The sequence below is a fragment of the Algoriphagus yeomjeoni genome (genome assembly GCF_049821175.1).
In the GTDB taxonomy this organism is placed as follows: Bacteria; Bacteroidota; Bacteroidia; order Cytophagales; family Cyclobacteriaceae; genus Algoriphagus; species Algoriphagus yeomjeoni_A.
This window is the reverse complement of the sequence record NZ_CP187512.1, coordinates 1280386-1304328: the sequence shown is the minus strand read 5'-3', so window position 1 is coordinate 1304328 and position 23943 is coordinate 1280386. Positions and strand designations below refer to the sequence as shown.

Here is a 23943-nt window from a genome sequence, read left to right as displayed (position 1 = left end):
TTGGATTCTATTTAGTAGTTTGGGTAGATGAAAAATGACTCTCTGCTTTTACTGTTCCTACTTTACTTCTTTTTCATTTCCTGCTCCTCGGATGAAAAAGGAATTTCAGAGCAGTCTCCCGATGGATTGGAAACCATAAAAGTTGACCTTTCCGAAGCTAGAGAGGGAAAACTATCTGAGTTTTTTGAATCTGAGATAGAGTATATATGGCTGAAGGATGATGTAGAAGATGCTCAACTTGGAGGTTTGAATAAGATTTTCTTCCATGAAGACAAGATCTTTACTCTCGATATATTCGGTTGCAAATGCATTAAAATTTTCGATAAAGCAGGGATGTTTCTTTCAAAAATCAGGGCATTTGGTGAGGGGCCAGAGAAATACCTTGATTTTGATGATGCCATTATTGTTAATAATGAAGTTTTATTATTGGGAGTTTATCCACCTAAGTTGATGTGGTTTAGCTTGGATGGAGAATTTCTCAGAGAGGAAAAGTTAGCTAAACATGTAGGTTCTGGAATATTTTCCGAGGAGGAAAAACGCTATTATTTTTTTAAAAATGTGAGGGAGCCAGGCAGTTATTTTGTCGAAAGTGTTAATGAAGTTTTCAAGGATACATTGAAGTTTTTTCCTTACGATGAAGAAGGGTATTACGGAAACTACCCTAGCAGAAGTTCTTTTATGAAAAATGATGGAGTCTACGTTGGAAGACCATTTAATGATACTATAATGTTGCTTAAATCAGGACTGGCCATTCCAAAATTTATATTTGATTTCGAAAAGTATGCACAACAGCTTGATGAGCTAAAGAAAAAAAGTCAAGATTTAAGTCCGCCAGATCTAATGAACTTTATTAATAACAAAGCAAAATTGTACTTTTTACCATTTTCCTGGTACATAACTGACTCCCAACTATATTCAGGTTTTAAGTTTGAAAAGGATTTTTACAATGTCTTTTTTAATAGAAAAAACCAAACGCCCCATGTTATAGAAGGACGATTAAAAAACGATATTGATGAAAGCTTTGATCCTTTTTCATTCTCCCATCACTTTCGCGATGATAAAACTGGTTTTTATCTACCTGGAAAAACCCTTTTCAAAGATTTGCAAAAAAAGAAAGCCGAACTCGGTCAGGAGGGATTTGAGGAATATGTGAAAGGCAAAGGAAAGAACTTTGCTCAGGTAGCTTTTGCTGCTAAAGACTCCGAGAATCCCGTCCTAATCGTTTATACAGTTAAAAAATAACCCCTCATTTCCATATTCCCTTCCCATATATTTTTTGATTGCCTCTCACTTGTGCATATTTGCAACTTAATCTTTATGCCTTTTTGTATGGGCAGAAATAAACACACAAATGTCAGAACAAATTAAAATTACCCTTCCGGATGGCACTGTGAAGGAGTACGAAAAAGGAACTACCGGACTACAGATTGCTGCAAGTATCAGCGAGGGTTTAGCCAGGAACGTTCTAGCCGCAAAAGTAAACGGACAGGTTTGGGATGCTACCCGAGCTATTAATGCCGATTCCTCCATTCAATTATTGACCTGGAATGACGGAGAAGGCAAAAATACTTTTTGGCACTCTTCCGCTCACTTGCTTGCAGAAGCATTGGAAGCACTACATCCAGGCATCAAATTCGGCATCGGTCCTCCGATCGAAACAGGTTTCTATTACGATGTAGATTTCGGGGATAAAACTCTTGACGGTTCCGAACTGGAAGCCATCGAGAAGAAAATGATCGAATTGGCTCGTGAGAAGAATGAATACATCCGAACTGATATTTCCAAAAAAGATGCGGTTGACTACTTCCAGAAAAAGGGAGATGAGTATAAACTTGATCTTTTGGAAGGACTTGAGGATGGTTCAATAACCTTCTACCAGCAGGGAAACTTCGTGGATCTTTGTAGAGGTCCACATATTCCAAATACAGGTTTTGTAAAGGCTGTAAAGCTGACAAACATAGCCGGAGCATATTGGAGAGGTGACGAGAAGCGCAAAATGCTTACCCGTATCTATGGTGTGACTTTTCCAAAAGCCAAAGAGCTTACTGATTATTTAACGTTGCTTGAAGAAGCCAAGAAACGCGATCACCGAAAGCTTGGTCGTGAATTGGAGCTTTTCATGTTTTCTGAGAAAGTAGGAGCAGGACTTCCGCTTTGGCTTCCAAAGGGCACGCTTCTGCGTGAGCGATTGGTGAACTTCATGAAAAAAGCGCAGGACAAATCAGGATACCAGCAGGTGACCACACCTCATATTGGTCACAAAGTGTTGTATGAAACTTCTGGCCACTACGAGAAATACGGAAAGGATTCCTTTCAGCCAATTACTACTCCGCATGAAGGAGAGGAGTTTTTGCTGAAGCCAATGAACTGCCCGCATCACTGTGAGATCTATAAGAATAAGCCACATTCGTATAAAGAGTTGCCGATTCGCTATGCGGAATTTGGAACAGTATATCGCTACGAGCAGAGCGGAGAACTTCATGGCTTGACCCGTGTTCGAGGTTTTACTCAGGATGATGCGCACATTTTTTGTAGACCAGATCAGGTGAAAGAAGAGTTTATCAAGGTGATTGACTTGGTTCTGTACGTGTTCAAAGCATTGGGTTTTGAAGATTATACTGCCCAGATCTCCTTGAGAGATCCAGAGAATCCTACCAAATACATAGGCGGTAATGAAAACTGGGACAGAGCAGAGGCAGCCATCATTGAAGCAGCAGCCGAAAAAGGATTGGATACAGTCACTGAACTTGGAGAAGCGGCGTTCTACGGCCCTAAGTTAGACTTTATGGTGAAGGATGCTTTGGGAAGAAAATGGCAGTTGGGAACTATCCAAGTGGATTATAACTTACCTGAACGATTCGAGTTGGAATATATTGGCTCGGATAATCAGAAACACAGACCTGTGATGATTCACAGAGCACCTTTTGGTTCTCTGGAGCGCTTCGTCGCTGTGCTCATAGAGCACTGTGCAGGTAATTTCCCACTATGGCTTTCACCTGAGCAGATCAATATTTTACCTATTTCAGAAAAATATGTAGAATATGCTGAAGAAATTAAGTCAATCCTCGAAGAGGTGGGTATATCAGGTTCTATAGACAACAGAGATGAAAAGATCGGGCGAAAAATCCGTGACTCTGAAGTTAAAAAAGTGCCTTTCATGCTTATAGTGGGGGAAAAGGAGCAGGAAGAGCGGAAGCTTTCTGTCCGTAAACATGGTGAAGGAGATCTAGGTAACTTCTCAGCGGAGGAGTTTATAACTTATTTTCAAGGCATTATTTCATCATCATTAAGTAAGTAATAAGACTGTATTATTTAATTCAGTTTTTCTTAATTAGAAATAATTCCGATATTTGCATCCAATTTCATAAAAACAATCAACGCAAACTTGAGAAACCAAAGACAACCCTATAGAGGTAGACAAGAAGAACCTTATAAAGTAAACCAGAAAATCAGAGCTCGTGAAGTGCGGGTAGTTGGAGATTTTGTAGAAGGTGGAAATGCACTGTTACCTACAGATAAAGCCATCAAACTCGCTCAGGAAAATGACCTGGATCTTGTAGAGATTTCTCCAAATGTCGATCCTCCAGTTTGTAAAATTCTAGATTACGCGAAGTTTAAATACGAGCAGAAAAAGAAGCAGAAGGAGATCAAGTCTAATGCGGCGAAGATTGTTTTGAAGGAAATCAGATTCGGACCGAATACTGATGATCATGATTACAATTTCAAATTGAAGCATGCCATCAACTTCTTGAAAGAAGGCGCAAAAGTGAAGGCTTACGTACATTTCGTGGGTCGTAGCATTGTCTTTAAAGAAAGAGGAGAGATGTTGCTATTGAAATTTGCTCAGGCACTTGCAGAATATGGAGCTGTAGAGCAGCTTCCAAAAATGGAAGGTAAACGAATGAACATCTTCATCGCTCCGAAGGCAGGAAAGAAATAAATTTCAACTAAATAAATACAGCAAAATGCCAAAGGTAAAAACCAAATCCAGTGCAAAGAAGAGGTTCGCTTTAACGGGAACCGGCAAAATCAAAAGGAAACACGCTTTCAAAAGCCACATCCTAACTAAGAAAGCTACCAAAAGGAAGCGTAACTTAACCAAAACTGGTCTAGTCCACGAATCTGACGAAGGTAGAGTAAGAGACATGTTGAGAATCTGATTCTCTGCAGTAGCTTAAAAATCAAATAATTAAGGTTTATTTATTCACCAGATAGTTTGGTAATCAAGATTCTGAATATTCAGAACACCAACTGTCAAAAAACAAAACACTATGCCTAGATCGGTAAACGCGGTTGCGTCAAGAGCAAGAAGAAAAAAAGTGCTAAAAGCCACAAGAGGTTATTTCGGAAGAGGTAGCAACGTATGGACAGTAGCCAAAAACAAGTATGAGAAAGGTCTTCAGTATGCGTACAGAGACCGTAAAGCGAAGAAAAGAGAATTCAGAGCTTTGTGGATTCAGCGTATCAACGCAGGTGCAAGAATGCACGGCGTATCCTATTCTCAATTAATGGGTTTATTGAAGAAAGGTGAAATCGAACTTAACCGTAAGGTTTTGGCAGATCTAGCCATGAATCACCCTGAAGCATTCAAAGCTGTAGTTGAAAGAGTAAAATAAGGTTGCACTGTCTTATTTTATTAGAAGCCTTCCCTCGGGAAGGCTTTTTTTGTTTTAGATCATTTTTTAGAACGAATTTTTAAACTCTATCTAGTATTTGCTATTAGAAAAGCTTCACTATTCCGTAGACAGATACCAACCCTATGGAAATCACACTTAGCCAAAATAGCATAGTTGAAAAAGCGCCAGAAGCTAAGTTTAATCTGTTGTTCTTAAATCGAAAGCAAACAGCGGCATAGACGACTACAATTAGAAGGACAGAGCCAACTACGCCTCCAAACAACACCATAAAGGAGGGCAGGTTTACAAATGCAAATGCCAGAGCCCATAGAATAGGTAAAGCCCAAGCTAATATAGCTACCCATTTTTTTCTTGTTTTCAGGTCTTCCCACTTTATCCAGCCAAGCTCACCGAAAATATCCGGAAACAGCCTAGTCCAGTAAGCAAGCGTCGCGAACACACTAGAGAAAAGAACAAAAAAGGCACCTGCTGTATAAGCAAGTCGTGCATTTTCGCCTAGAGTTTGAGTGTAAATATTAGCTAAAGTTTCTATGAGTTGATTTCCACTTGGAATATCTTCATTGCCATACAGAATAGAAGCGCCCAAAAGATAAAATGCTGCTGTGACTACTGTATAAATCACCATTGCAACGAGGGCATCTAAATACATGATTTTTATCCATCCATTAGCCCGGACTTTCCATTCGTCACTACCGTCATTTTCTCCAGCATATTTTGCATAGCCTTTTTCCAAACACCAGTAGGTATAGGCGATTATCTCATCACTGGCTACACCAGTAATACCAAATGCTCCTATTGCGACGAAAATCAAGTTTGAGGGTAATTTAAAAGTCAATCCACTTGCGACATCTGATAATGTAAAAGCAAAGGGACTATAGCTAACTGCAATCACTGATGCCAATGTAAAAACTGTAAAGCCAAGTACCATTACCATTGAGGTTCGCTCAACTACACTATAATAATTCTTGTAAATCAATAGACTTGTGATTGCGCCTAGCAAAAAAGCTAGCATAATAGGAGAGAGTTGTGGCAGAAGCATACTCAAGGCGATGGCAGCGCCACCTATCATTCCACCTACTTGAACTATTTTAAATAGGGTCAATAAAAGGGTGCTCCAAACTGCCCAGTTCTTTGGCCCAGGTAATGAGGAGAAAGAACTCATCAAAGGCTTCCCTGTCACAATCGCATTCTTGCCGAACTCCAGTTGAATAGCAACTTTTATTAAGCAGCTCACCAGAATTACCCAAAAAGTGACAAATCCGCCTTCAGCACCCAGGACAGTTGTAGCGATCAATTCACCAGATCCCACAATAGAGGCGGAAAGTATAAATCCAGGCCCCAAAAATTTAAGTTTTTCAAAAAAGGAGTAAGGTGGGTTTTTTATTTCGGGGCTTGTCATCTACTAAAAATAGGGAAATAAATTCCCTCTAGAGAACTAGACATATTTAGAAAATTTGGAAACAGAAAAAGGCTCCCATTTCTGAAAGCATTTGTGTAGTCCCGATAGGTCGGCAGGAGATTTGAATTTACCTACTAAAGCAGGCTCCCGTCAGCCCTAGCAGATATGAATCCTGCGCTCTAATTAGATATCAAATATGGTAAAACAAAAAAAGGCTTCCGTTTCCGAAAGCCTTGAGTAGCGAGAGGGAGATTTGAACTCCCGACCTCAGGGTTATGAATCCTGCGCTCTAACCAACTGAGCTACCTCGCCAAATATTAATAAATGTTGGTTCAAATACGTCAAACCGTTTCTAGTGAATCAGAAACATTTTTTGGGTATTGATTTTTGAAATTAATGCCTATATTAAAGCACATTCATCAGTCAATAAGTTTAGTTGACAACCGTATATTATCAATCCAGAAAACCTCCCTTTCGAATGGGAATGCAAATATGAGGTCTTGTATTGTGAAAAACAAGTTGACGTTCTTTAAAAAAATGAATTTTTACATCCTGTAAAAGCGATTATCATGGTTAAAAATAAGTTTGTGGCTGATTATCAAATCAATGCCTCCAAAAAAATAGTTTTCCACTATTTAAGTACTGCAAGTGGATTGGAAGAGTGGTTTGCCGATGAAGTGAAAATAAATGAGGATAAGAATTATATTTTCAATTTTGATGGTGAGGATCATTACGCCCGTTTAGCTTCCCAGCGAAGTAATTCACATGTGAAATTTGAATTTTACGACCCAAAAAATCCTGATGAGTCGGATCATGCTTTTATAGAGTTCAAATTGGAAGAGAATGACCTTACGCAAACTTTATTCTTGAAAGTAATCGATTACTCGGATAGCTATGAGGATGATGAGTTAGTCGCAATCTGGGAAGGATTGATATCAAGATTGAAAGATATTATTGGTGGGTAATCTCGATTGATTTTACCAAATTTGAACTTCGGTTCCTAGGCTTCGTATTTGCCTTGTGAGCAGTTTAAATAATGAAGAAACTAGATAAACTTATACTTGGGTCTTTTTTAGGCCCATTTTTATTGACTTTTATTGTCGTGGATTTCATCCTGTTGACCGTCAACATGCTGAAGTATTTCGATGAGATTTTTGGTAAAGGTCTGAGCTTTTGGATCTATGCTGAGTTGATTGGTTATTTTGTGATTAGTATATCGCCAATGGCTCTGCCGCTTGCGGTACTACTTTCTAGTTTGATGACTTTTGGTAATCTTGGAGAGCATTTTGAACTTACGGCCATAAAAAGCAGTGGGATCTCGCTATTACGGGCATTACGGCCAATTGGCGTTTTTGTAATTTTTTTATCGTTTGCCGCTTATCTCTCCAATAATTACCTCGTTCCTAAAGTGAACCTTAAAACCTTTGGTTTGCTCTATGATATTCGAATGAAATCTCCGGCACTAGATATTAAAGCTGGAGTGTTCTATGCGGGGATTCCTGGCTACAGCATTAAGGTCAATGAAAAAATAGGTGAATACGGCCTCAAAGACATTATAATTTACAGCCATGCAGGCGGGTCCTCAGGGAATTTAAATATGACACTGGCAGATTCCGGTAGGATGGAGCCCTTTTTCAATGAAAATTACATGAAGCTTTCATTGTTCCAAGGAATTAATTACAGTGAAGAGAGGCAAACTAGGGGTATAAAAGAAAAACCAGTAGAATTTAACAGAACTTCATTCGATACAAATGAAATTGTATTTGACCTGAATAATACCTTTAAACTTAATAGAACTGCAGAAGACGCATGGTCAACTAATCGGTCAATCAAAAATATCTCTCAAATCAAACTTGGTCTTGACTCCATCAATACTTTGTTGAATGACAAGCTTTATCAAAACTATCAAAGTACTGAAAGTATCTATCCCTTTTTTACTAGAGATAGAAAATTTAAACCACCAGTTGATATTGCTGAACGTAAATTTATAGATGACTCTGTAAGACAGGAGAAATTCAGAAGAGAAGAAGCTTTAAAAGATTCTTTGGATAATTTAAAGTTCAATACCAGTAAGGACACAGGTGCTGTTTTGACTGAAAATCCAGAATCTCGATTATTATCAACATCGGATAAAGACGCTGCTATCACTTCAATAAAGTCAGTTAAAGCTACTTCCAGTAGAACCGTTAAAGAATCAGCTAGTAGTATGTCCCCTGTAAAAGGGCAAGTAGAAAATAAACCTGCCTCGGGTGATACGGCTATAAAGTCAGAACCTAAAATTGTATTAAATGCACCTCGAACTGCTCCGCTGACTGATAAGGAAAGAAAAGAGATTGATTCTTTAGTCGTAGGTAGAGGAATTAAGCAAAGTGCCGTTACTATGGCTTTGAATAATTCCCGAAGTTTGAAAAACAACTTTTCTATCAGAAAAACTGAAATAGAGAACTATAAAAGAGACTATAGAAGATTCCAAATAGCATGGTACCAGAAATACACTCAGGCCTTTGCTTGTTTTGCAATGTTTCTGATCGGGGCACCACTTGGTGCAATTATTAAAAAAGGTGGACTTGGAATGCCTGTTTTAGTATCTATTATTTTCTTCATTATTTATTACATGCTTACCATTACAGGGGAGAAGTGGGCCAAAGAAGGGCTAACAGATCCTTTATTTGGAACATGGTTTTCAATTTTATGCTTACTTCCCTTTGGGTTGTTTTTTGTGAGGCAGGCCAGAAAAGACTCCAGATTATTTGAACCTGACTTTTATTTGAGCATGTGGAAAAGTGTTCAAAACAGGATTAAAGTTCTTCGCTCAAAAGCGAATTAAGCTTTCATATTCTTAAAATATATCTTACCTTTGTGGTTGTTTTACAAAATTTAGCTAAACATGTATTTATCCTCAGAGATTAAAGAAGAGTTATTTAAGAATCATGGACGGTTAAAATCTGCTACTGACACAGGATCACCTGAGTCTCAGATTGCCCTCTTTACACACAGAATCAAGCATTTGACTGAGCATTTGAAGTCAAATAAGAAGGATCACTCCTCAAGACTTGGTTTGTTGAAGCTAGTAGGTAAGAGAAGAAGCCTATTGGATTACCTTCACAAGAAAGAAATCGAGCGATACAGATCAATCATCGCCGAGCTAGGAATCAGAAAATAACCAAACTAGTAAGGTTCTCTTGAGTGAGAACCTTACTTTTTTATTTTTAAGGTTATACCGAAACTTTTACCACTAACGACGCAAACTAACAATTATTTATGTTACCGAATTTAATCACCAAGACCATCACACTAGAAGATGGCAGAGAAATTATAATAGAAACTGGGGCTTTGGCTAAACAAGCTGATGGATCAGTAGTAGTGAAGATGGGTAAGGCTATGCTATTGGCTACTGTGGTATCCAAGAAAGAAGCTGGAGAAGGGGTGGACTTTTTACCTATGTCAGTTGACTACCAAGAGAAATTTGCTTCTTCGGGAAAGATCCCTGGAGGATTTTTGAAGAGAGAAGGAAGACTTTCTGATTACGAGATTTTGATTAGCCGTATTGTAGATAGAGCTATTCGTCCAATTTTTCCTGATGATTACCATGCAGATACTCAGATCGCAATTACTTTAATCAGTGGTGACGATGATGTGCTTCCAGACGCATTGGCAGGTCTTGCGGCTTCAGCAGCCCTTGCAGTGTCTGATATTCCTTTCAATGGCCCTATTTCTGAGGTTCGCGTAGCGAAAATAGACGGGAAATTGAAAATAAATCCTTCTCCTTTAGAGTTAGAAAAGGCTTCTTTGGAATTTATCGTGGCAGGTTCGCTTGACTTCATCCTGATGGTAGAAGGCGAAGCTAACGAGATTCAAGAAGAAGAAATGCTGGAAGCGATGCAATATGCTCATGAAGAAATTAAGAGACATTGCCAAGCTCAAATCGAGTTGACAAGACTTGTAGGCAAAGAAGTAAAAAGAGAATACAATCACGAGAAGTCTGACCCTGCTCTTTTCGATAAAATGCGTGCAGATGTTTACGACAAGCTTTATGCTTCTGTAGGTAAGCTTATCGCAAATAAATCTGAGCGTTCTGCTTTAATTAAAGAAATTAAGGAAGAGTTCGTTGCTAGCTTAGGTGAAGATCACGGATATGAAGCGAGTCTTATTGGACCATATTTCAGCAAAATCCACAAGGAAGCAGCTAGAAACTTGACGTTGAATGAGAAAAAAAGACTGGACGGCAGAAAATTGGACGAAGTAAGACCTATCTGGTCTGTAGTTGATTATTTACCTTCTGCTCACGGTTCGGCTGTATTCACCAGAGGTGAAACTCAATCGTTGACCACTTGTACTTTGGGTACTAAGATGGACGAGATGATGGTGGATGGAGCAACTATCTCAGGATACAATAAATTCTACCTTCACTATAATTTCCCAGGATTCTCTACAGGTGAAGTTAAACCAAATAGAGGTCCAGGAAGAAGAGAAGTAGGTCATGGTAACCTTGCCATGAGAGCTTTGAAAAAAGTACTCCCTCCAGTAGAGGAGAACCCATACACTATCCGTATAGTTTCTGACATCTTGGAATCTAACGGTTCATCTTCAATGGCTACCGTTTGTGCTGGTTCATTGGCATTGATGGATGCAGGTATTCCTATCAAATCTGCAGTAACTGGAATCGCAATGGGGATGATCTCTGATGCGAAAACTGGTAAATACTCTATACTTTCTGATATTTTGGGAGACGAAGATCACCTAGGTGACATGGATTTCAAAGTAACTGGTACTTCTAAAGGTATCACGGCTTGTCAGATGGATTTGAAAGTTGAAGGACTTGATTATTCTGTTTTGAAAGAAGCATTGCTTCAGGCAAAAGACGGTAGACTTCATATTTTGGATGAAATTACCAAGACTCTTGCAGCACCTAAGGCTGAATTGAAGCCACATACTCCAAGATCATTTATCATGATGATTCCTAAGGAATTGATCGGTGCGGTGATTGGACCAGGTGGTAAAGTAATTCAGGAGATCCAGAAGGATACTGGAGCTACTATTGTTATCGAAGAAGTAGATAATCAGGGTAAAATCAATATTTTCTCTGCAAATCAAGATAAACTAAATGCAGCTCTTTCCCGTATCAAAGCGATCGTTGCTCAGCCTGAAATTGGAGAGACTTATACTGGAAAAGTAAAAAATATTCAACCTTTTGGCGCCTTTGTGGAATTTATGCCGGGTAAGGATGGTTTACTTCATATCTCCGAGATCAAGCATGAGCGTGTAGAAACTATGGACGGTGTACTTGAGCCAGGAGAAGAAATACAGGTTAAATTGATCGATGTCGATAAGAAAACTGGCAAATTCAAGCTTTCAAGAAAGGCCTTATTGCCAAAACCAGAAAAACCAACATCAAATTCTTAAGGTTAATCGAAACATTTGATTAATTTGATTTTCATAAACTATTAAATTTCACAAATCATATTCCTGAATGAGGCAGCTAAAGATTAGCAAACAGATTACCAACAGAGAAAGTCAATCCCTAGATAAATATCTTCAAGAGATTGGAAAAGTTGACCTGTTGACAGCAGATGAAGAGGTAGTTCTGGCCAAGAGAATTAGAGAAGGTGACCAATTGGCACTGGAAAAATTAACTAAAGCCAACCTTCGATTTGTAGTATCAGTTGCCAAGCAGTACCAGAACCAAGGACTTTCTTTGGGAGATTTGATCAATGAGGGTAACCTAGGTTTGATCAAGGCTGCACAGCGATTTGATGAAACTCGTGGATTTAAGTTCATCTCCTATGCCGTTTGGTGGATTAGACAATCTATCCTTCAGGCACTTGCTGAGCAATCTAGAATTGTTCGTCTTCCATTGAATAGAGTTGGTTCTTTGAATAAGATCAGCAAGACTTTCAGCGAGCTTGAGCAGAAATTTGAGCGTGAGCCATCTCCTGAGGAATTGGCTGAAGTGCTTGAAGTTACTGCCAATGAGGTTGTTGATACCATGAAGATTTCTGGTCGTCACGTATCTATGGATGCGCCATTCGTACAAGGTGAAGAAAACAGCCTTTTGGACGTTTTGGAAAATGACGGTGATGAAAAGCCAGATGATGGTTTGATGAATGATTCCCTTCGTAAGGAAGTTCAACGAGCACTTTCTACCTTGACTCAGAGAGAAGCTGATGTAATCACGCTTTACTTTGGTCTAAACGGAGAACATGCCATGACATTGGAAGAAATCGGAGAGAAATTCAATCTGACTAGAGAGCGAGTAAGACAAATCAAAGAAAAGGCAATCCGCCGACTGAGACATACTTCCCGTAGTAAGACGCTGAAACCTTACCTCGGATAAGCAAGCACACAATACAAAGGGGGTCTTAAGCCCCCTTTTTTTATTTCATTACATTTTGCTTTAGTCTTTCAGAAGTTAATCAATTCTCATTTGCCTGGGCTTAGGGAATTTTAACAAGATGCAACTTTGTTACTAGAGCAGAAATCATAAAATTTGCCCGATTTAATATTACCTATTAATGAAACCAGAAATTGAAAAAGTAAAAGTTTTGATCATTGGATCAGGACCTGCAGGTTATACAGCAGCGATATATGCTTCTAGAGCGGGACTTTCTCCTGTGTTATATACTGGTGGACAGCCAGGTGGTCAACTGACCATTACCAATGACGTCGAAAACTATCCAGGATACCCAAACAGTGTTACCGGGCCGGAGATGATGGAAGACTTTAGGAAACAAGCAGAGCGTTTTGGTACTCAAGTTAGATATGGCTTGGCGACAAGTGTTGATTTTACCACAAAACCTCATACTGTAGTCATAGATGAGCAAGTTACTATCCATGCTGATACCGTTTTGATTTCAACAGGCGCATCAGCTAAATGGCTAGGAATCGAAAGTGAAACGAGATTGAATGGAAAGGGTGTTTCTGCTTGTGCAGTATGTGATGGCTTCTTTTTCAGAGGCCAAGAAGTGGCAATAGTTGGAGCAGGTGATACTGCTTGTGAGGAAGCCTCTTACCTTTCAAATATTTGTAGTAAAGTTTACATGCTGGTGCGTAAAGACGAAATGCGTGCATCTCAAATCATGCAAAAACGTGTGATGAATAACCCTAAGATTCAAATTCTCTGGAACACTGAGACTGATGAAATACTAGGCGAAGATGAAGTAAATGGTGTAAGGATCTTCAACAATAAAACCGGAGAAAAATCAGAAATCGCTATTTCTGGCTTCTTTGTTGCTATTGGACATGAACCAAACACCGGCATCTTCAGAGATTATATTCATATGGATGAAGCCGGCTATATCAAAACTATCCCAGGAAGTACCAAAACCAACGTTGAAGGAGTTTTTGCTTGTGGAGATGCACAAGATAACATCTACCGACAGGCAGTGACAGCTGCTGGTACAGGCTGCATGGCTGCCTTGGATGCTGAGCGATATTTGGCTGAGTTCGAGAATGATTAAACCCAATAGATGAGGTATTCAATCCTATTTGTAGTCTTTTGTTTAAATCTGAGCATTGGCGCTTTAAATGCCAATGCTCAAATTTTTCCAAAGATTATCAAGAAAAATAATACGACACCACCTGCTGGAGCAGGTCAAGAAAGGAAGAATATCGAACTGAGGGGGTTTGATCAGGAATCCTATCTTAGGTCATTATCGTCCGTAACAGATTCTATTATTTTTGAAAATAATGTAAACCTTGGTAGGGTTAGGTCTATCATAAGTGAAGATCAGGATATTATGATTTGGGCACCCACAAATCAGCTGATAAAAGTATCCGAGCAAATCCAAATTGACAGTATATGGGTGACAGCATTTGAGCATTATTCTTCCTGGGATTCAAACAAAATTGATATTTATAATTTTGATCCAAAAACCTTTACTGACTCAGTAAATATTCGTCTATACGATGAGTTTTTTGGATATAATTGGAAAATGCCACTAGAAACAACTCCAGTGACTTCTCCATATGGTTACCGATGGAGAAGATGGCATTACGGTACAGATTTGGATTTGAATACCGGAGACCCCGTTTATAGTGGTTTTGATGGTATCGTCCGAGTGAAATCTTACGATAGATATGGCTATGGCTATTATATTGTTATCAGACATAAAAATGGCTTAGAAACTCTTTATGGTCATTTATCCAAACAACTAGTGGATATTGGGCAAGAAGTAAAAGCAGGTGATTTAATAGCCAAAGGAGGGAATACGGGTAGAAGTACTGGTTCACATTTACATTATGAACTCCGCTATAGAGGCTTAGCCTTTGATGCTGAAAAAGTTTACAATTTTCCGGAATATAAAATCCGAAGCCAAAATTATTTAATAACCCCTGCGCTTTTTGGTAATATAGTTCAAGCGAGAACAAATGCGTACCACAAAGTAAAAAAGGGGGAAAATTTGGGATCTATAGCCAGAAAGTATGGCGTATCTGTAAGTGCGCTAACTAGGTTAAATGGAATCTCAACTCGTACAATATTAAGAATAGGACAGAACCTCCGTGTTCGCTAGCCAAAGTAAAAAATGACAAAGCTGGATATATTAGTTTTTTCCGCACACCCCGATGATGCTGAGTTAGGTTGTTCTGGTACAATTGCATCCCACGTAGCTAAAGGACATAAAGTTGGAATTGTTGATTTTACTCAAGGAGAAATGGGGACACGTGGTACTCCTGAAATTCGCCTTCAGGAAGCCGAAGCTTCAAGCAAAATTTTACAATTGTCTGCACGGGAAAATTTAGGTTTTCAGGATGTTTATTTTCAAAATGATGAATTTCATCAAGTGAAATTGATCGAGATGATCAGAAAATATCAACCCGAGATTGTATTGGCAAATGCCGTTTCAGATAGGCATCCTGATCATGGTAAAGGCTCTAAACTGGCTAGTACAGCATGCTTTATGAGTGGACTTCGTAAGATTAAAACCCAACTAAACGGGGTGGATCAAGAGGCGTGGAGACCAAAATTTGTTTATCACTACATTCAAAACAATTACATAGAGCCTGATTTTGTGATGGATATTACGCCGCATTGGCAAACGAAAATTGATAGTATTCTAGCATTCCAATCGCAGTTTTACGATCCATCCAGCGAAGAACCAGCAAGTTTCATTTCAGATCCAGAATTTCTGCCCTTCATAGAAGCTAGAGCTCGGGAATTTGGGCACAAGATTCTAGTGAAATATGGTGAAGGCTTCACAGTAGAACGAATGATTGGAAGTGATAATCTTTTTAACCTAAAGTAATCAGGGAGCCAATCTTACGATTTCCCAATTATCGCCTTTCTGTACATATTTTATCCGATCATGTAGTCGACTCGGTCTGCCTTGCCAAAACTCGATTGTATTTGGAAGTAATCTATATCCGCCCCAGTGTGGTGGTCGTGATATACTATTTTCAGTAAACTGTTTTTCGAACACTGTTAGCCGATGATTAAGGTCTGCTCTTGATTCGATTACTTGACTTTGTGGTGATACCCAGGCTCCAATTTGTGAACCTATAGGTCTAGAGAAAAAATATAAATCTGATTCTTCAGCTGATACTTTTTCAATTTTTCCACGAATTCTCACTTGCCGCTCAAGTTCGGGCCAAAAAAATGTTAAAGAAGCTAAACTGTGATTTTCAAGTTCTTTTCCTTTTTCGCTAGAATAGTTGGTAAAAAAAACAAAACCGGTATCGATGCCTTTCAATAGAAGAATTCTGGCATTTGGGGCCCCATCTAAGCCAATTGTAGAAACAGTCATAGCATTAACTTCGAGAACTTGAGCTATTACAGCTTCTTCAAACCAAGCTTTGAATTGGATGATTGGATTTACATTTACATCACTGATATCCAGAGATTTAATGGTGTAATCTTTACGTATTGCTGAGATGTCCATAGATGGTTTATAATCAATAAATTCTTTGATATAAAATTACCATAGCCATTGCATTTAAAAAATTATGATCTATATTTTTCAAGAATTTAGAATTTAGATGCGAATGAGTAAAGATGAACAACGTAACCCTAAGGCTGGTGATCTTCTAATTTCCGAGCCATTTTTGCAAGACGAAAATTTTGTTCGCTCTGTGGTTTTACTTTGTGAACATTCCGAAGAAGGTAGTTTTGGTCTCATTATCAACAAACCATCAATACTTAAATTGGGGGAACTTGTAGAAGCCCTAGGATTTTTGGACAAAGAAGTATTTGTAGGTGGGCCAGTAGAACAGAATACCCTACATTTTATCTATGTCGGGGAAAAGGCATTGGATGGTAGTATTTCTTTGGGAGAAAATATATGGTGGGGAGGAGACTATGATTCTTTAGTTGAGAAATTAAAACTTGGACTCTTTGACCCTGAGTCAGTACGTTTTTTTCTAGGGTATAGTGGATGGGGTTCCGATCAATTGGATGATGAATTATCAGAGGAAACTTGGATTATTTGTAGAGAAAATCTGGATGAGAAAACTTTTGATTTTACACCAGAAGAGCTCTGGAAAAACCTACTCAAGAATATGGGAGGAGAGTTTAAAGTAATAGCAAATTATCCCCTAGATCCAAGATTAAATTAGGCAAAATCCCTACTTTTGCGCATATTGCCGCCTAATAGTACTGTTTTTATGACTGATAAAAGTAATGATTTGTCCGACAAGGACAAGGTGACTCAAGCCTCCAATTCTGAAGAGGTAAAGGGTATCGCAAAGGAAATTAAATCTGAAACTAACGAAGAAACTACGGAAGATCAGATAACAGAAACTTCACCAAAGGTAGACTCAACTCCGGAGAACGATGTGGAAGCTGAATCAACTCAGGAATCTGTAGAAGCAGATGAACCTGTAGAGGCTATTGAAGAACAAATTGCCGAAGCTCCAATTACACCTGCAGCTGTGTCTCCAAAAGCTGTAGAAGAAGCTCCAATAGAAGAGCAATCAACTTCCCCTGAGCCTGCTGAACAAGTTGATTCTGAAGCTGAAGACAGTGATTCAGAGGATGATGAAGACGATCATCATGAAGAGGGGATTGATGTTTCTACACTTTCTAAAATAGAACTTGTGGCTTTACTAAAAAGTAAGGTTAAGCAAGAGAATATCTATAGAATTGACAAGCTTGTCCACGAAATCAAGGCAGCTTTTGATGAATATACGCATAAGGAAAAGGATGAAGCTTTAGAGAAATTTAAAGCTGAAGGAGGAGCAGAAGACGATTTTGATTTCCGACCAAGTGACGAAGAAAAGGAGTTCAATACGTATTATTACGAATATCGTCATCAACTAGGTGCGCTTCGCAAAGAAGCAGAAAAGAAAAAAGAATCCAATTTGGCGGCGAAGACAGAGTTGCTAAATAAACTTAGAGATCTAGTCGACGGTGAGGAAACTACTTTAAGTATGGCGACGATAAAAGCCTTACAAGAGGAGTGGAAAAGTATTGGTCAAGTACCAGCATCGCAGAATAGAAGCCTTTGGGCAAGTTACAATGCTTTGATGGACCGCTTTTATGATAATAGAAGTATCTATTTTGAGTTAAAAGAGCTCGATCGTAAGAAAAATCTAGAAAGTAAATTGGAGCTTGTTGATAAAGCCGTTGCATTAAAAGACGTGAAAGATCTTAAAGATGCAATCAAAGCGCTGAACGAGCTTCATGAGGAATTTAAGCATATAGGCCCAGTTCCAAGGGAAGAGCAAGAGGCATTGTGGCAGAAATTTAAAGCTGCCTCTGATGCAGTTTACGATCGTAGAAAGGATTTCTATGAAGGTCAAAAAGAAGTGTTCAAAGCAAATCAGGATCAGAAAGAAGCACTAATTGAATCTTTGAAGCCGTTTGCTGAATTTAAGGCAGATAGAATTCGTGAGTGGAATACCAAGACTAAAGAAATCTTGGAAATTCAGAAGAATTGGGAGAAAATAGGTCCAGTTCCGAGAGAATCCGGTAAGGAGATTAATAAATCTTTCTGGGCTTCATTTAAGCAATTCTTCCATAACAAGAATCTATTCTTCAAAGAACTTGATGAGATCCGAGCTGCAAACCAAGCTAAAGCAGAAGAATTAATTACCAAAGCAGAGGAGTTAAAAAACAATACTGATTGGCAGAATACAGCCAATGCGCTGGTGAAACTTCAGCAAGATTGGAAGAAGCTTGGTCCAACCCCAGAAAAAAGTAGAGATAGTCTTTACAAGCGTTTTAAACTTGCCTGTGATACTTTCTTTGATAATAGAAGAGATTCTAATAAGGCATCTAATGCTGAGTACGAAGCGAATCTAATAAGCAAGCAGGCAATCTGCAAGCAGATCACAGATGCCGCTGAAAGTGGAGAAGTTTCTGAGGATGCTTTGACCAAGTTAGTAGGGGAGTTCAATGACCTTGGCTTCGTTCCAAGAAAGTCTATGAAGGAGATTCAGGCACAATTCAAAACCGCTGTTGATCTTTACTTAGAGAAGTTGAGTCCTGAGGGTGAAGGTAGAGAAGATTTCTTGTTCAGGTTAAACTTGAATAGACTACAATCTGATCCAAACGCTGTAAAAACACTGAATAAAAAAGAACACGGAATACGTAAGCAAATTTCTGAATTGGAGAATAACATCACCTTGTGGAAAAACAATTTGGAATTCTTTGCAGCCTCCAAGACTGCTGATAAATTGAAAGATCAGTTTGATGTGAAGATTCAAAAAGCAGAAGAAGAGATCGAAAAATTGAAGAGTAAGCTGTCAATATTAAGGGAGTTTTAAATTTTTCTCACTCAGAATAAGGAAGATAGGATTTTTCTTTTCTGAGGGTTTGGAGCAAATAAAGTGAACGGCTATATTTGCATCACAATAAGGGAATAAGCCTCCTTAGCTCAGCTGGTAGAGCAACTGACTTGTAATCAGTAGGTCATTGGTTCGATCCCGATAGGAGGCTCAAAAAGGGAAACAGATATGTTTCCCTTTTTGTATTTTAGGGCATCAAACGTTACTTATATGTTTGTTGTCTATATCCTGTATTCAGTAAAAGTAGATCAATTCTACATTGGTCAATCGGAAGATTTTGGTCGTAGAATTGAAGAGCATAATTCACATATTTTTCAGTCTGCTTCTACCAAAATTACAAATGATTGGAGCCTATATTTTTCGTTGGAATGTGAAACTAGGGCACAGGCGGTTAGAATAGAATCTCATATCAAAAAATCAAAATCCAGAGTTTATTTGGAGAATATTAAAAAGCACCCAGAATTTATTGAAAAATTACTCCTAAGGTATAAGTAAATATCAGTAGGTCATTGTCCGCGATAGTTATCGGGACGATCCCGATAGGAGGCTCAAAAAGGGAAACAGATATGTTTCCCTTTTTGTATTTTAGGGCATCAAACGTTACTTATATGTTTGTTGTCTATATCCTGTATTCAGTAAAAGTAGATCAATTCTACATTGGTCAATCGGAAGATTTTGGTCGTAGAATTGAAGAGCATAATTCACATATTTTTCAGTCTGCTTCTACCAAAATTACAAATGATTGGAGCCTATATTTTTCGTTGGAATGTGAAACTAGGGCACAGGCGGTTAGAATAGAATCTCATATCAAAAAATCAAAATCCAGAGTTTATTTGGAGAATATTAAAAAGCACCCAGAATTTATTGAAAAATTACTCCTAAGGTATAAGTAAATATCAGTAGGTCATTGTCCGCGATAGTTATCGGGACGATCCCGATAGGAGGCTCAAAAAGGGAAACAGATATGTTTCCCTTTTTGTATTTTAGGGCATCAAACGTTACTTATATGTTTGTTGTCTATATCCTGTATTCAGTAAAAGTAGATCAATTCTACATTGGTCAATCGGAAGATTTTGGTCGTAGAATTGAAGAGCATAATTCACATATTTTTCAGTCTGCTTCTACCAAAATTACAAATGATTGGAGCCTATATTTTTCGTTGGAATGTGAAACTAGGGCACAGGCGGTTAGAATAGAATCTCATATCAAAAAATCAAAATCCAGAGTTTATTTGGAGAATATTAAAAAGTACCCAGAAATTACTGAAAAATTACTCCTAAGGTATAAGTAAATATCAGTAGGTCATTGTCCGCGATAGTTATCGGGACGATCCCGATAGGAGGCTCAAAAAGGGAAACAGAAATGTTTCCCTTTTTGTATTTTAGGGCATTTAGCGCGTCTTTTAAGATTCATTTTTCTTCTCTAGTTTTCAACCTAGATACCAATAAATAGAGGTCCAATGGGATCAGTCCTAAAAGTTGGGGGATTTGACTAAATCCATTTTCTTTGCTGAAAAAAGGATTGGAAGAAAAGGACTACCACAGCTTACTTTTACCGGATCAGTCTGAATATCTGGGAAACATGTTTATTCAAGCATGGTTTTTAGGTAGTCAAAAAACCTCTTGTATTCACAATAAAAACCAATAAATAGAGTTCAACGACTACTAGTCTTTGATACATCTCAAATAATAGCCAGGAAGTTCCTGTGAAGGAGAAAAATAGGCAGCATTTGATGTAGAAACAAAAATTTTAGAGTCTTCAGAAAGGTCTGAAATTCCTACAGTTATTATATCGCCAGAATTTTCAGTGGTAGATGTCCAAAAGGAAGCGATTACCCCTTTTGAGCCAAAGTAACCACCAATGTATCGCTCACCTCCAGGAAGCGCATTAAATCCATTTGTATTGCTTCCAGGTCTATTTATCCAATACTCAGTACTTTTTAGTTTTTTCCCTGCTTCGAGAATTCCTCCATGGAAATTAAACAGGGTATTCCAATCTGAAATCGAAGGGATTTTCCAGTCGTCCGGGGCTAACTCTCTTCCATCAACAATTGCATAATAATTGTAGATTAGTCCATAGACGTTTCCATTTTCTTCTAAATTCTCATAATAAGACCAAGCAGGTACTTTCTCTAAATAAGCTTTTTCCCAATCTGCTTGATTAGTAGCATGAAAGAGATCATCACCATTTCTGAATTTCTTTATTCCTAGATTTTTTTTCATCCATATCTGATCACCTATTTCAATACCATTTTCCGGAATGTCGGATAAACGCGGTTCCTCTGTCTCCTGACAAGATATTAACAGTAAAAATATTAAAGCCAGTGGATGTAATTTAGTCATAAGTTAATTTTAAGAATTCTAATGTTCTTAGTTGAGTATCCTGAATTGATACTATATCCATATTTCCTTATCAATTGAAGCTTTCATTATTTGTTGGCATCTATCGAATTCATCAGAAGTTAGTGGTAAGGAATATCCAAAATGCAGCTATGCTCACTCTTCGGTTGCTGATGGCTATTTTCTGATTGAATTTAGGATTGACAGGTAGCTCTGATGCATGGCAACGTTATTGTCTTTCCTGATTACTTGGCTGTAAAGTGAATTTATATAAGTTGCAGTATAGGGATTATCAAATAGGTCAAACTTCATGTCTAGATAAGGTACCGAATATTCTTTCAATAATTAAATCACCAATACTTTATTTGATTTAGTCTCATATCAATGGAATAAATCCAAGGAAATATTCAAAATACCACGTTATGTTTTCTGTATATTGAGAGAAGAAAAATTTAATCAACAAATCACCTATGAAATCAAATAAACTTATTTTGTCAAGCATCATTTTCATGCTTTCCCTCAGCTTTGTGCTTGCTGCTTCAGTTTCCTCACCGGAATATTTTGAAGGCAAGTGGAATGTTTTAATTAAAGGTACTCCTGAAGGTGATGCTACAATCCCTATTCGGTTTGAAACAATTGACGGGAAGACCACAGGATATTTTCTAGAAGAAGGTGCCACTGAAGAGAAAAAGATGAGTTCTGCTACTATTAATGGTGATGTAATCAATACATCATTTAACATTAGCGGATACGATGTTACCTTATTTCTGAAAAAAGTAGATGCTGACAACGCCAAAGGGGACCTTCTAGGCATGTTTGATGCGGAAGGTACAAGGGTCAAAGAAGAAAGTAAGTAAGGTTAAGAAAGGAGGTAAAAACACCCAAAATCTAAACAACAAAAAGGTGATAGAACTTCTATCACCTTTTTGTTTGTGGAAAGTTTTAAGTAATTGGTCTTGGTTAATTTTTTCTAGTGCCTCAGATCTATTTTTATTCGGCTAGCCTAGAACTATCTTCTATTTTTTAAGTTAAATAATACAACTAGCTTGATGTATCACCTGTCGAAAGTATAGCAAAATGATGATGCTTGAAGACTTCAGAAAATTGAATTTTTATAAAATAATTCCGTAATAAAAGTACTATAAGCTTGAATTATGACTGAATTATGATTAATTATGACTTGATATCTATGAATATATAGAGTAAATCAGCTATAACCTATGAAAAAGCCATTGCAGAAATCAAAAATCCCTAGCAACAAAGTATTTGTTATTAGGGAATTGCGGGAATCATATCTGGATAAATATTGGCATTCACATGAAGAATATCAGCTTAATGTCATTCTAAAAGGAAGAGGGACTCGTTACATTGGCGATCATATGAAGCCATTCAAAGAAGGTGACTTAGTCCTGACCGGTCCTAATCTTCCACATGTATGGAGGAGTGATAATGCTTATTTTGATCCAGAAAATAATTTAGATACGCATGATATCGTAATCTATTTTCCAGAGAGCTTCTTAGGTAAAGATGCTTTGCAAAAAGAGGAATTTGAAGAGATAGGTAAACTTCTTGCCCGGGCAGATAGAGGCCTTGAAGTTACTGGTCAGACCAATAAAAAGGTGATGAAGATGATGAAAGAGTTGGTTCATCTAAAGGGAGGAGCAAGTATCATAGGACTATTAGAGATTCTTGAGGTATTGGCACATAGTTCCGAATTACATCCAATTACCAATACAGACTATAAAAGCAATTATACAGCACATGAAAAGGATAAGATCTCTGAAATATTGGAATATGTGCTTAAAAACTTCAAAGAAAAAATCACGCTGAGTGATGTTGCATCTATAGCTAATATGTCTGAAAGTGCTTTTAGCCGTTATTTTAAAACCCGGGTAAATAAATCCTTTTCCGATTTTGTAGGTGATGTACGTATTAGCAATGCCCGCAAGTTACTGCAGGATGAAGATTTGAATATCAGTCAGGTTTGCTATGAAAGTGGCTTTCCTACTCTGTCAAATTTCAACAAGCAGTTTAAAGATAGAATAGGAAAGACTCCAATGGCTTATAAAAAGGATTTTATTGAACCTTTATAAACAAGAAATACGAAGTTAAGACAGCTCGCCGACCATATTTTATCTTTTGGACTCAGCTATTTTCAAAATGCCCCATTACTTCATCAACAAAAGATAAACTAATTGGGAAAGATTGATCTTCCAGAATCAGTTGGTGTCTTTCAGCCTTATCCACTAAATCAGAATTGACAATATAGGAGCGATGGGTTCTAATAAAAGAGGAGGGAAGCTCTTTTTCTATTTCGGCCAAAGTGATTCTGCTTATTAGCTTTTCATTTCTCAGGTGAAAAGTCACATAATTGCCGGTAGCCTCACAGCAGAAAAGGTCTTTAAACTTAACTTTGACTTGACCTTCAGAGGTTTTGATGTAAAGAGATTGCTGCTTGTTTCCCGGTTGTAATTGTATCCATTCCTGCGCTTTTTGGCATGCTTTCAGGAATCTCACAAGGTTAAAAGGCTTCAATAAATAATCGATGGCATCCAATTCAAATCCCTGAACAGCATAGTCTGAATAGGCCGTGGTAAAGATCACTTGAGTTTCTTTTGGTAAAAGAGCCGCTAATTCCACCCCAGAAATATCGGGCATATTGATATCTAAGAATACCAAGTCTACAGGATTAGCCTTTAAGTATTCCAAACCTTCCACAGCATCTGTAAAAGTGGCTCTGAGTTCCAAAAAAGGGACCTTGGAAGCGTGAGATTTTATCACCTCCAAGGCCATGTTTTCATCGTCTATCGCGATTGAATTAATCATTATTTAATGTTTTGTTTAGCCG

General features: G+C 38.0%; 24 protein-coding genes and 2 tRNA genes. 21 read left to right on the top strand and 5 right to left on the bottom strand.

Annotation, left to right across the window (positions count from 1 at the left end; genetic code table 11):
- Positions 1–126 precede the first annotated feature (126 nt).
- From ACPUEN_RS05350 to rplT, 5 genes are all read left to right on the top strand, one after another.
- Complete coding sequence (locus ACPUEN_RS05350) at positions 127–1242, top strand: 6-bladed beta-propeller (protein WP_425640153.1); 1116 nt, start codon at positions 127–129, stop codon at positions 1240–1242.
- 109 nt (positions 1243–1351) lie between these two features.
- Positions 1352–3298 (top strand): threonine--tRNA ligase, encoded by a 1947-nt coding sequence (gene thrS, locus ACPUEN_RS05345; RefSeq protein WP_425639084.1) that lies wholly within the window; start codon positions 1352–1354, stop codon positions 3296–3298.
- 87 nt (positions 3299–3385) lie between these two features.
- Positions 3386–3940 carry a translation initiation factor IF-3 gene (gene infC, locus ACPUEN_RS05340; RefSeq protein ID WP_111611045.1) on the top strand — a complete coding sequence of 185 codons (555 nt, stop codon included), beginning with the start codon at positions 3386–3388 and terminating at the stop codon, positions 3938–3940.
- Between the two features lie 25 nt (positions 3941–3965).
- Positions 3966–4160, top strand: a complete 195-nt coding sequence (gene rpmI / locus ACPUEN_RS05335) for a 50S ribosomal protein L35 (protein WP_087941465.1) — start codon at positions 3966–3968, stop codon at positions 4158–4160.
- 111 nt (positions 4161–4271) lie between these two features.
- Positions 4272–4616, top strand: coding sequence for a 50S ribosomal protein L20 (gene rplT, locus ACPUEN_RS05330; RefSeq protein ID WP_091691840.1), 345 nt, complete (start codon positions 4272–4274; stop codon positions 4614–4616).
- A gap of 103 nt (positions 4617–4719) precedes the next feature.
- Here the strand turns inward: rplT and ACPUEN_RS05325 are convergent, their stop codons facing one another.
- Both ACPUEN_RS05325 and ACPUEN_RS05320 read right to left on the bottom strand, forming a co-directional pair.
- Positions 4720–6036 carry an Nramp family divalent metal transporter gene (locus ACPUEN_RS05325; protein ID WP_425639083.1) on the bottom strand — a complete coding sequence of 439 codons (1317 nt, stop codon included), beginning with the start codon at positions 6034–6036 and terminating at the stop codon, positions 4720–4722.
- Positions 6037–6274: 238 nt separating this feature from the next.
- Positions 6275–6348, bottom strand: a tRNA-Met gene (locus tag ACPUEN_RS05320).
- A 257-nt stretch (positions 6349–6605) separates the two neighbouring features.
- On the opposite strand from ACPUEN_RS05320, the gene ACPUEN_RS05315 reads away from it, so the two are divergent.
- The 8 genes from ACPUEN_RS05315 to bshB1 all read left to right on the top strand — a co-directional run bounded on the left by ACPUEN_RS05315 (position 6606) and on the right by bshB1 (position 15278).
- Positions 6606–7001, top strand: a complete 396-nt coding sequence (locus tag ACPUEN_RS05315; RefSeq protein ID WP_425639082.1) for an START-like domain-containing protein — start codon at positions 6606–6608, stop codon at positions 6999–7001.
- A 71-nt stretch (positions 7002–7072) separates the two neighbouring features.
- A complete protein-coding gene (locus ACPUEN_RS05310; protein WP_425639081.1) occupies positions 7073–8863 on the top strand; it encodes an LptF/LptG family permease in 1791 nt (596 codons plus the stop codon).
- 60 nt (positions 8864–8923) lie between these two features.
- Positions 8924–9199, top strand: a complete 276-nt coding sequence (rpsO, locus tag ACPUEN_RS05305; protein ID WP_057936311.1) for a 30S ribosomal protein S15 — start codon at positions 8924–8926, stop codon at positions 9197–9199.
- 98 nt (positions 9200–9297) lie between these two features.
- Positions 9298–11439, top strand: a complete 2142-nt coding sequence (gene pnp, locus ACPUEN_RS05300) for a polyribonucleotide nucleotidyltransferase (RefSeq protein WP_111611039.1) — start codon at positions 9298–9300, stop codon at positions 11437–11439.
- A 67-nt stretch (positions 11440–11506) separates the two neighbouring features.
- Positions 11507–12370 (top strand): sigma-70 family RNA polymerase sigma factor, encoded by an 864-nt coding sequence (locus ACPUEN_RS05295; protein WP_057936313.1) that lies wholly within the window; start codon positions 11507–11509, stop codon positions 12368–12370.
- Positions 12371–12548: 178 nt separating this feature from the next.
- Entirely contained in the window at positions 12549–13493 is a 945-nt protein-coding gene (gene trxB / locus ACPUEN_RS05290) for a thioredoxin-disulfide reductase (RefSeq protein ID WP_425639080.1), read from the top strand.
- Between the two features lie 9 nt (positions 13494–13502).
- Positions 13503–14546, top strand: coding sequence for a peptidoglycan DD-metalloendopeptidase family protein (locus ACPUEN_RS05285; protein WP_425639079.1), 1044 nt, complete (start codon positions 13503–13505; stop codon positions 14544–14546).
- 12 nt (positions 14547–14558) lie between these two features.
- Positions 14559–15278: a bacillithiol biosynthesis deacetylase BshB1 gene (gene bshB1 / locus ACPUEN_RS05280; protein ID WP_425639078.1), complete on the top strand. Its 720-nt coding sequence runs from the start codon at positions 14559–14561 to the stop codon at positions 15276–15278.
- Here the strand turns inward: bshB1 and pdxH are convergent, their stop codons facing one another.
- Entirely contained in the window at positions 15279–15911 is a 633-nt protein-coding gene (gene pdxH, locus ACPUEN_RS05275; RefSeq protein WP_425639076.1) for a pyridoxamine 5'-phosphate oxidase, read from the bottom strand.
- 103 nt (positions 15912–16014) lie between these two features.
- On the opposite strand from pdxH, the gene ACPUEN_RS05270 reads away from it, so the two are divergent.
- The 6 genes from ACPUEN_RS05270 to ACPUEN_RS05245 all read left to right on the top strand — a co-directional run bounded on the left by ACPUEN_RS05270 (position 16015) and on the right by ACPUEN_RS05245 (position 20047).
- Complete coding sequence (locus tag ACPUEN_RS05270; RefSeq protein ID WP_111611034.1) at positions 16015–16584, top strand: YqgE/AlgH family protein; 570 nt, start codon at positions 16015–16017, stop codon at positions 16582–16584.
- A gap of 48 nt (positions 16585–16632) precedes the next feature.
- Positions 16633–18735, top strand: coding sequence for a DUF349 domain-containing protein (locus ACPUEN_RS05265; protein WP_425639074.1), 2103 nt, complete (start codon positions 16633–16635; stop codon positions 18733–18735).
- Positions 18736–18834: 99 nt separating this feature from the next.
- Positions 18835–18907, top strand: a tRNA-Thr gene (locus ACPUEN_RS05260).
- Between the two features lie 59 nt (positions 18908–18966).
- Positions 18967–19251, top strand: coding sequence for a GIY-YIG nuclease family protein (locus tag ACPUEN_RS05255; protein WP_425639072.1), 285 nt, complete (start codon positions 18967–18969; stop codon positions 19249–19251).
- A gap of 113 nt (positions 19252–19364) precedes the next feature.
- Complete coding sequence (locus tag ACPUEN_RS05250; protein ID WP_425639072.1) at positions 19365–19649, top strand: GIY-YIG nuclease family protein; 285 nt, start codon at positions 19365–19367, stop codon at positions 19647–19649.
- A 113-nt stretch (positions 19650–19762) separates the two neighbouring features.
- A complete protein-coding gene (locus tag ACPUEN_RS05245) occupies positions 19763–20047 on the top strand; it encodes a GIY-YIG nuclease family protein (protein WP_425639070.1) in 285 nt (94 codons plus the stop codon).
- 373 nt (positions 20048–20420) lie between these two features.
- Here the strand turns inward: ACPUEN_RS05245 and ACPUEN_RS05240 are convergent, their stop codons facing one another.
- Positions 20421–21098 (bottom strand): fibrobacter succinogenes major paralogous domain-containing protein, encoded by a 678-nt coding sequence (locus tag ACPUEN_RS05240; protein ID WP_425639069.1) that lies wholly within the window; start codon positions 21096–21098, stop codon positions 20421–20423.
- A gap of 467 nt (positions 21099–21565) precedes the next feature.
- On the opposite strand from ACPUEN_RS05240, the gene ACPUEN_RS05235 reads away from it, so the two are divergent.
- Complete coding sequence (locus tag ACPUEN_RS05235; RefSeq protein WP_425639067.1) at positions 21566–21952, top strand: hypothetical protein; 387 nt, start codon at positions 21566–21568, stop codon at positions 21950–21952.
- 363 nt (positions 21953–22315) lie between these two features.
- Positions 22316–23188: an AraC family transcriptional regulator gene (locus tag ACPUEN_RS05230; protein WP_425639065.1), complete on the top strand. Its 873-nt coding sequence runs from the start codon at positions 22316–22318 to the stop codon at positions 23186–23188.
- 52 nt (positions 23189–23240) lie between these two features.
- Here the strand turns inward: ACPUEN_RS05230 and ACPUEN_RS05225 are convergent, their stop codons facing one another.
- On the bottom strand, positions 23241–23921 hold the full coding sequence (locus ACPUEN_RS05225) for a LytR/AlgR family response regulator transcription factor (RefSeq protein ID WP_425639063.1): 681 nt from the start codon (positions 23919–23921) through the stop codon (positions 23241–23243).
- Positions 23922–23943: the final 22 nt, after the last annotated feature.

Coding starts and splice junctions, on each gene's coding strand:
- ACPUEN_RS05250 (WP_425639072.1), top strand. CDS start 19,365: ATGTTTGTTGTCTATATCCTGTATTCAGTAAAAGTAGATCAATTCTAC.
- ACPUEN_RS05295 (WP_057936313.1), top strand. CDS start 11,507: ATGAGGCAGCTAAAGATTAGCAAACAGATTACCAACAGAGAAAGTCAA.
- ACPUEN_RS05240 (WP_425639069.1), bottom strand. CDS start 21,098: ATGACTAAATTACATCCACTGGCTTTAATATTTTTACTGTTAATATCT.
- ACPUEN_RS05265 (WP_425639074.1), top strand. CDS start 16,633: ATGACTGATAAAAGTAATGATTTGTCCGACAAGGACAAGGTGACTCAA.
- ACPUEN_RS05285 (WP_425639079.1), top strand. CDS start 13,503: ATGAGGTATTCAATCCTATTTGTAGTCTTTTGTTTAAATCTGAGCATT.
- trxB (WP_425639080.1), top strand. CDS start 12,549: ATGAAACCAGAAATTGAAAAAGTAAAAGTTTTGATCATTGGATCAGGA.
- ACPUEN_RS05235 (WP_425639067.1), top strand. CDS start 21,566: ATGAAATCAAATAAACTTATTTTGTCAAGCATCATTTTCATGCTTTCC.
- rpmI (WP_087941465.1), top strand. CDS start 3,966: ATGCCAAAGGTAAAAACCAAATCCAGTGCAAAGAAGAGGTTCGCTTTA.
- ACPUEN_RS05310 (WP_425639081.1), top strand. CDS start 7,073: ATGAAGAAACTAGATAAACTTATACTTGGGTCTTTTTTAGGCCCATTT.
- rplT (WP_091691840.1), top strand. CDS start 4,272: ATGCCTAGATCGGTAAACGCGGTTGCGTCAAGAGCAAGAAGAAAAAAA.
- pdxH (WP_425639076.1), bottom strand. CDS start 15,911: ATGGACATCTCAGCAATACGTAAAGATTACACCATTAAATCTCTGGAT.
- pnp (WP_111611039.1), top strand. CDS start 9,298: ATGTTACCGAATTTAATCACCAAGACCATCACACTAGAAGATGGCAGA.
- ACPUEN_RS05270 (WP_111611034.1), top strand. CDS start 16,015: ATGAGTAAAGATGAACAACGTAACCCTAAGGCTGGTGATCTTCTAATT.
- rpsO (WP_057936311.1), top strand. CDS start 8,924: ATGTATTTATCCTCAGAGATTAAAGAAGAGTTATTTAAGAATCATGGA.
- ACPUEN_RS05255 (WP_425639072.1), top strand. CDS start 18,967: ATGTTTGTTGTCTATATCCTGTATTCAGTAAAAGTAGATCAATTCTAC.
- ACPUEN_RS05325 (WP_425639083.1), bottom strand. CDS start 6,036: ATGACAAGCCCCGAAATAAAAAACCCACCTTACTCCTTTTTTGAAAAA.
- ACPUEN_RS05315 (WP_425639082.1), top strand. CDS start 6,606: ATGGTTAAAAATAAGTTTGTGGCTGATTATCAAATCAATGCCTCCAAA.
- ACPUEN_RS05230 (WP_425639065.1), top strand. CDS start 22,316: ATGAAAAAGCCATTGCAGAAATCAAAAATCCCTAGCAACAAAGTATTT.
- thrS (WP_425639084.1), top strand. CDS start 1,352: ATGTCAGAACAAATTAAAATTACCCTTCCGGATGGCACTGTGAAGGAG.
- bshB1 (WP_425639078.1), top strand. CDS start 14,559: ATGACAAAGCTGGATATATTAGTTTTTTCCGCACACCCCGATGATGCT.
- ACPUEN_RS05225 (WP_425639063.1), bottom strand. CDS start 23,921: ATGATTAATTCAATCGCGATAGACGATGAAAACATGGCCTTGGAGGTG.
- ACPUEN_RS05245 (WP_425639070.1), top strand. CDS start 19,763: ATGTTTGTTGTCTATATCCTGTATTCAGTAAAAGTAGATCAATTCTAC.